Below are 6,145 nucleotides of genomic sequence, written 5' to 3'. Positions count from 1 at the left end.
GGCGGACTCCACTCGAACAAAAATCGATATAAAAGAGAAACTGAAACAATCGTGATTGTTGGCACACGTCGACAAGACCCTGCATTAGCCGAAAAGCCCCTGCACAAAAGGGGTGACGTGCGAACCGCTATCTGCGGTTATTACCCGATGTGGATCATTGGATCACGATCGGGACCGCGGATCATAGCTTAAAGTGAGAAAGAGATCTTGTATTTCTCAACAGATTCTTCCCGATTTATCCACAGGAAGGATCGAAGCCGGGTAAGTGTAAACGATCCCGGGGAGAGTGAAGCACGATTTCAGCCGCATATTGGAAAAATTAATGAGCTATGCTGGTTTTGGGCTTAATCGATCTAACAAAGATCCTTTGCGATCCTTGCGCTTTATCCACCAGGTCGTATAATCCCCCACCCGGCGCGTAATGCCCGTTTTCCGCAACGTGCCATCGCTTATTTTTTGTGCGGCAAGGTGCGAGAAATAAGGAAAGAGAATTGACTCCGGAGTGTACAATTATTACAATCCGGCCTCTTTAATCACCCACGCTGAGGCGTAGGCCGTTCGAAATTCGTTCGGGTATACGCGAAAGTCAGTGAAATTATTCAAGTTTAGGTAGAAACCGCCATGAAACGCACTTTTCAACCGTCTGTACTGAAGCGCAACCGTTCTCACGGCTTCCGTGCTCGTATGGCTACTAAAAATGGTCGTCAGGTTCTGGCACGTCGTCGTGCTAAAAGCCGTTCTCGTCTGACCGTTTCCAAGTAATAAAGCTAACCCTGAGTGGTTAAGCTCGCATTTCCCAGGGAGTTACGTTTGTTAACTCCCAGTCATTTCACTTTCGTCTTCCAGCAGCCATTACGGGCTGGCACGCCGCAAATCACCATCCTCGGCCGCCAAAATTCGCTGGGGCATCCCCGCATCGGTCTTACTGTCGCCAAGAAAAACGTTAAACGCGCACATGAACGCAATCGGATTAAACGTCTGACGCGTGAAAGCTTCCGTTTACGTCAACATGAACTCCCACCAATGGATTTCGTGGTGGTGGCGAAGAAGGGGGTTGCCGACCTCGATAACCGTGCTCTCTCGGAAGCGTTGGAAAAATTATGGCGCCGCCACTGTCGCCTGGCTCGCGGGTCCTGATAGGCCTGATTCGGGTCTATCAACGCCTGATTAGTCCGCTACTCGGGCCGCACTGTCGTTTCACACCAACCTGCTCTCAATACGGAATTGAGGCATTGCGCAGGTTTGGACTGATAAAAGGCAGTTGGTTGACGGTGAAACGCGTATTAAAATGCCACCCTTTACACCCTGGTGGTGACGATCCCGTCCCGCCTGGACCATTTGATACCAGAGAACACTAACGATGGATTCGCAACGCAATCTTCTTATCATCGCTTTGTTGTTCGTGTCTTTCATGATCTGGCAAGCCTGGGAGCAGGATAACAATCCTCAGCCTCAGCAGCAGACCACGCAGACAACGACCACAGCAGCGGGTAGCGCCGCCGACCAGGGCGTACCGGCCAGTGGCCAGGGAAAACTGATTACGGTAAAAACCGATGTGCTTGACCTGACCATCAACACCAGCGGTGGTGATGTTGAGCAAGCGCTGCTTTTGGCTTACCCGAAAGAGCTGAAGTCGACTGAACCGTTCCAGTTACTGGAAACTACGCCGCAATTTACCTATCAGGCGCAGAGCGGTTTAACCGGTCGTGATGGTCCGGATAACCCGGCTAATGGCCCGCGTCCGCTGTATAACGTCGATAAAGATGCGTTTGTGCTGGCTGATGGCCAGAACGAAATCGTCATTCCGCTGGCATACACCGATAAAGCAGGCAACGTTTTCACCAAAACTTTCACCCTGAAACGCGGTGAGTATGCGGTAAATGTCGCCTATAGCGTACAGAACGCCAGCGAAAAACCACTGGAAGTGTCGACCTTCGGCCAGTTGAAGCAGTCTGCCAATCTGCCGACGCATCGCGATACCCAGACAGGTGGTCTGACGACAATGCACACTTTCCGTGGTGCAGCGTATTCAACATCTGAAACGAAGTACGAAAAATATAAATTCGACACTATCGTTGATAACGAAAACCTGAACGTCAGCACCAAAAACGGTTGGGTTGCCATGCTGCAGCAGTACTTTACTACCGCATGGGTTCCGCAGAACAACGGCACGAACAACTTCTACACCGCGAATCTCGGTAACGGTATTGTAGCTATCGGCTACAAATCTCAGCCGGTTCTGGTGCAGCCTGGTCAAACCGATAAGCTGGAAAGCACCCTGTGGGTCGGCCCGGCAATTCAGGACAAAATGGCTGCCGTTGCGCCGCATCTTGACCTGACCGTTGACTACGGTTGGCTGTGGTTTATCTCTCAGCCGTTGTTCAAACTGCTGAAATGGATCCATAGCTTCCTGGGTAACTGGGGCTTCTCCATCATCGTTATCACCTTTATCGTTCGTGGCATCATGTACCCGCTGACCAAAGCGCAGTACACCTCCATGGCGAAGATGCGTATGCTGCAGCCGAAGATTCAGGCAATGCGTGAGCGTCTGGGCGATGACAAACAGCGTCAAAGCCAGGAAATGATGGCTCTGTATAAAGCTGAGAAGGTTAACCCGCTGGGTGGCTGCTTCCCGCTGATTATCCAGATGCCAATCTTCCTTGCGCTGTATTACATGCTGAGCGCTTCGGTTGAACTGCGTCATGCGCCGTTTATCCTGTGGATCCACGACCTGTCAGCACAAGACCCGTACTACATCCTGCCGATCATCATGGGCGCAACGATGTTCTTCATTCAGAAGATGTCGCCGACCACGGTAACCGACCCGATGCAGCAGAAGATCATGACCTTTATGCCGGTCATCTTCACGGTGTTCTTCCTGTGGTTCCCATCTGGTCTGGTGGTTTACTATATCGTCAGCAACCTGGTGACCATTATCCAGCAGCAGCTGATTTACCGTGGTCTGGAGAAGCGTGGCCTACATAGCCGCGAGAAGAAAAAATCCTGATACTCTTCATTCTTCAAGCCGCAGATGCGTTGGCTTCATTAGTTCGCCCCAGTCACTTACTACAGTAAGCTCTTGGGGCCTCACTAACTTGCCACCTTCCTGCAACTTGAATTATTTCGAGTATTCACGGTAATGTTAATGCCAGAGAAGGCGGTCAATGGACCGCCTTTTTTACATCTACATAGAGAGTCACCATGAGCCATAACGACACTATCGTCGCCCAGGCCACCCCACCGGGACGCGGTGGCGTGGGCATTTTGCGTATCTCTGGCCTGAAGGCGCGCGACGTCGCACAGGCGATATTAGGCAAGCTGCCGAAGCCACGATATGCGGACTACCTGCCATTTAAAGACAGCGATGGCAGCACATTGGATCAGGGTATTGCGCTGTGGTTCCCTGGCCCGAACTCCTTTACCGGTGAAGACGTGTTAGAGCTTCAAGGGCACGGCGGCCCGGTGATTCTCGATTTACTGCTCAAACGTATTCTGACGTTACCGGGCCTGCGTATCGCCAAACCCGGCGAATTTTCCGAGCGTGCGTTTTTGAACGATAAGCTCGATTTGGCTCAGGCCGAAGCGATTGCCGATCTGATCGACGCCAGCTCCGAGCAGGCAGCGCGTTCAGCATTGAACTCTCTGCAAGGTGCCTTCTCCACCCGCGTTAACCACCTTGTGGAAGCACTTACTCACCTGCGAATCTACGTGGAAGCGGCCATCGACTTCCCGGACGAGGAGATCGACTTCCTCTCCGACGGCAAAATCGAAGCCCAGCTTAACGAGGTGATTGCTGACCTCGACGCCGTACGCGCCGAAGCGCGCCAGGGCAGCCTGCTGCGCGAAGGGATGAAAGTGGTGATTGCCGGACGCCCGAACGCCGGGAAATCGAGCCTGCTTAACGCTCTGGCAGGCCGTGAGGCGGCGATTGTTACCGATATCGCCGGAACTACTCGCGACGTGCTGCGCGAGCATATCCATATCGACGGTATGCCGCTGCATATCATTGATACCGCCGGTCTGCGCGATGCCAACGATGAAGTTGAACGTATCGGTATCGAACGCGCCTGGCAGGAGATTGAACAGGCCGACCGCGTGCTGTTTATGGTCGATGGCACCACCACGGACGCTATTGATCCCGCCGATATCTGGCCGGACTTTATCGAACGTTTACCGGCAAAACTACCGATTACCGTGGTGCGCAACAAAGCGGATATTACCGGCGAAACGCTGGGTCTGAGTGAAGTGAATGGCCACTCACTTGTGCGCCTCTCTGCGCGTACCGGCGAAGGGATAGATGTATTGCGCGACCATCTCAAGCAGAGTATGGGTTTTGAAACTAACATGGAAGGCGGCTTCCTCGCACGCCGTCGTCACCTGCAGGCGCTGTCAGACGCTGCAGAGCATCTGCAACAGGGTAAAGCGCAGCTATTGGGTGCATGGGCAGGTGAGCTGCTGGCGGAAGAGCTGAGGCTGTCTCAGCAATGTTTAAGCGAGATTACCGGCGAGTTTACTTCTGACGACCTGCTGGGACGGATTTTCTCGAGTTTCTGTATTGGCAAATAAGTTTTAGTCCATCCTCGTCCGTGAACGTCCACTAACCCGCATTAACTGCCTGTTAATGCGGGTTTTTACTTTCCGTACTGGTCCATAGTCGTGCGGGTTCATCCGCGATTTTTGTGTCCTGAATTGTGCCCATCTTTAAATTCTCCGTGTGCCATTGTTCATTTTTTGCGCTAAAAATCACATCAAATGGACACAAAAACGGTATAAAAAATGCTCAAATCAGCCTTCTCATGGACACACTGTAGAGGTGAGATATGGCACTTTCAGATACCAAACTACGCACGCTTACTCCCAGAAACCGCCCCTGGCAACTTGCCGATCATGACGGGTTGGTGATTGAAGTTCTTCCCACCGGACGAAAAATCTGGCGTTTCCGCTACCGCTTTGACAACAAATCGCAAAAGATCACGCTGGGCGAATACCCAGCTTTCTCACTTGCAGAAGCGCGGCTTTGGCGTGAAAAGTGTCGCTCGATGGTTGCTCATGGCATCAATCCGGCGCAGAAAAAGCAGGAAGAAAAGCTTAAACAGAAAGACCCAACGACAGTCAAAACATTCGCCAAACGATGGCTGACCGATATCGTTGAAAAAAGTAACCGCAATCCGCGCAACGTCACTCGCGTTATCGAGAAGGACATCATTCCCATCATCGGAAAACTGGAACTGGAAGAACTCACAACAGCCCATATTCAGGTCGTGCTCGACCGTATCAAGCAACGAGGTTCGGATCACGTCGCGCTACTGACGCGAAACGTTCTTAAACGCATGCTGGCCTATGCGATTTCCAGGGGAATCATATTCAACAACCCGGCAGCCGCTATCGAGGCCCGTTATATCGCACAAGCAACAAGCCGCGACGTGGCGCTAACAGCAGAAGAGATCGGCATCCTGTTACGGGGGATCTACACCTCTAATATGAACCGACGCCACAAACTGGCTCTGCACCTGCTGATCATCTGCATGGTGCGTAAATCAGAACTGATTGAAGCGACATGGAGTGAAGTTAACTTCAATTCGCTGGAATGGCGTATACCCGGCGAAAGAATGAAGATGGATAACCCGCATATCGTCCCATTGTCAAAGCAGGCGCTGGCGATGTTCGAAGAGCTAAAATTTCTGGCCGGAGATTCTCCATACGTCTTCCCCAGCCGAAACGACCACCGACGCCCGATCTCTAAAACAACGCTTAACTGCGCAGTGCGTACGCTGGATCTGAACGTCAGGGATTTTGTTATTCATGACTTCCGGCGTACTGCCAGCACATTGCTACATGAGCAAGGCTACAACTCCGACTGGGTAGAGAAATGCCTGGCGCATAAGATCGGCGGCGTTCGCGGTGTTTACAACCGCGCGCAGTACCTGCATCAACGCCGGGAGATGCTTCAGTCCTGGGCGGACTTTGTTGATGCGCAGATTGAGGAGGGGCGGAAGGTGGTTATCGGGAAGTTTGGGAAGGCTTATGAGATAAATCGTTAATTATGAAGAGTTCTACATTTCTCTAAAATCACTTAACTGTATGTTAAATAATAGTTTTAAATTCTTTGTAAATACGAGATAATTTAAAAAGGAACACTGTTAAT

At 51.6% G+C, this 6,145-nt stretch carries 7 protein-coding genes; all 7 read left to right on the top strand.

Annotation, left to right across the window (positions count from 1 at the left end):
* Window positions 1-322: 322 nt before the first annotated feature.
* The 7 genes from HV213_RS33835 to HV213_RS29705 all read left to right on the top strand — a co-directional run bounded on the left by HV213_RS33835 (window position 323) and on the right by HV213_RS29705 (window position 6,041).
* Window positions 323-403, top strand: a complete 81-nt coding sequence (locus HV213_RS33835; RefSeq protein WP_420915787.1) for a hypothetical protein — start codon at window positions 323-325, stop codon at window positions 401-403.
* 218 nt (window positions 404-621) lie between these two features.
* Entirely contained in the window at window positions 622-762 is a 141-nt protein-coding gene (gene rpmH / locus HV213_RS29730) for a 50S ribosomal protein L34 (RefSeq protein ID WP_002220736.1), read from the top strand.
* Between the two features lie 15 nt (window positions 763-777).
* The gene (rnpA, locus tag HV213_RS29725; RefSeq protein WP_004871829.1) at window positions 778-1,137 is read left to right on the top strand and encodes a ribonuclease P protein component; all 360 of its coding nucleotides are present in this window, start codon (window positions 778-780) and stop codon (window positions 1,135-1,137) included.
* Complete coding sequence (gene yidD / locus HV213_RS29720; protein ID WP_004871831.1) at window positions 1,101-1,358, top strand: membrane protein insertion efficiency factor YidD; 258 nt, start codon at window positions 1,101-1,103, stop codon at window positions 1,356-1,358. The genes rnpA and yidD overlap by 37 nt, the downstream gene beginning before the upstream one ends.
* A 2-nt stretch (window positions 1,359-1,360) precedes the next feature.
* Entirely contained in the window at window positions 1,361-3,007 is a 1,647-nt protein-coding gene (yidC, locus tag HV213_RS29715) for a membrane protein insertase YidC (protein ID WP_110276013.1), read from the top strand.
* A 194-nt stretch (window positions 3,008-3,201) separates the two neighbouring features.
* Window positions 3,202-4,566 carry a tRNA uridine-5-carboxymethylaminomethyl(34) synthesis GTPase MnmE gene (gene mnmE, locus HV213_RS29710; protein ID WP_181484325.1) on the top strand — a complete coding sequence of 455 codons (1,365 nt, stop codon included), beginning with the start codon at window positions 3,202-3,204 and terminating at the stop codon, window positions 4,564-4,566.
* A 254-nt stretch (window positions 4,567-4,820) separates the two neighbouring features.
* Window positions 4,821-6,041: a tyrosine-type recombinase/integrase gene (locus tag HV213_RS29705; RefSeq protein WP_181484324.1), complete on the top strand. Its 1,221-nt coding sequence runs from the start codon at window positions 4,821-4,823 to the stop codon at window positions 6,039-6,041.
* Window positions 6,042-6,145: the final 104 nt, after the last annotated feature.

The sequence above is a fragment of the Klebsiella sp. RHBSTW-00484 genome (genome assembly GCF_013705725.1).
In the GTDB taxonomy this organism is placed as follows: Bacteria; Pseudomonadota; Gammaproteobacteria; order Enterobacterales; family Enterobacteriaceae; genus Klebsiella.
The sequence above is the reverse complement of the archived record's forward strand: the minus strand, read 5'-3'. Positions and strand labels throughout refer to the sequence as shown.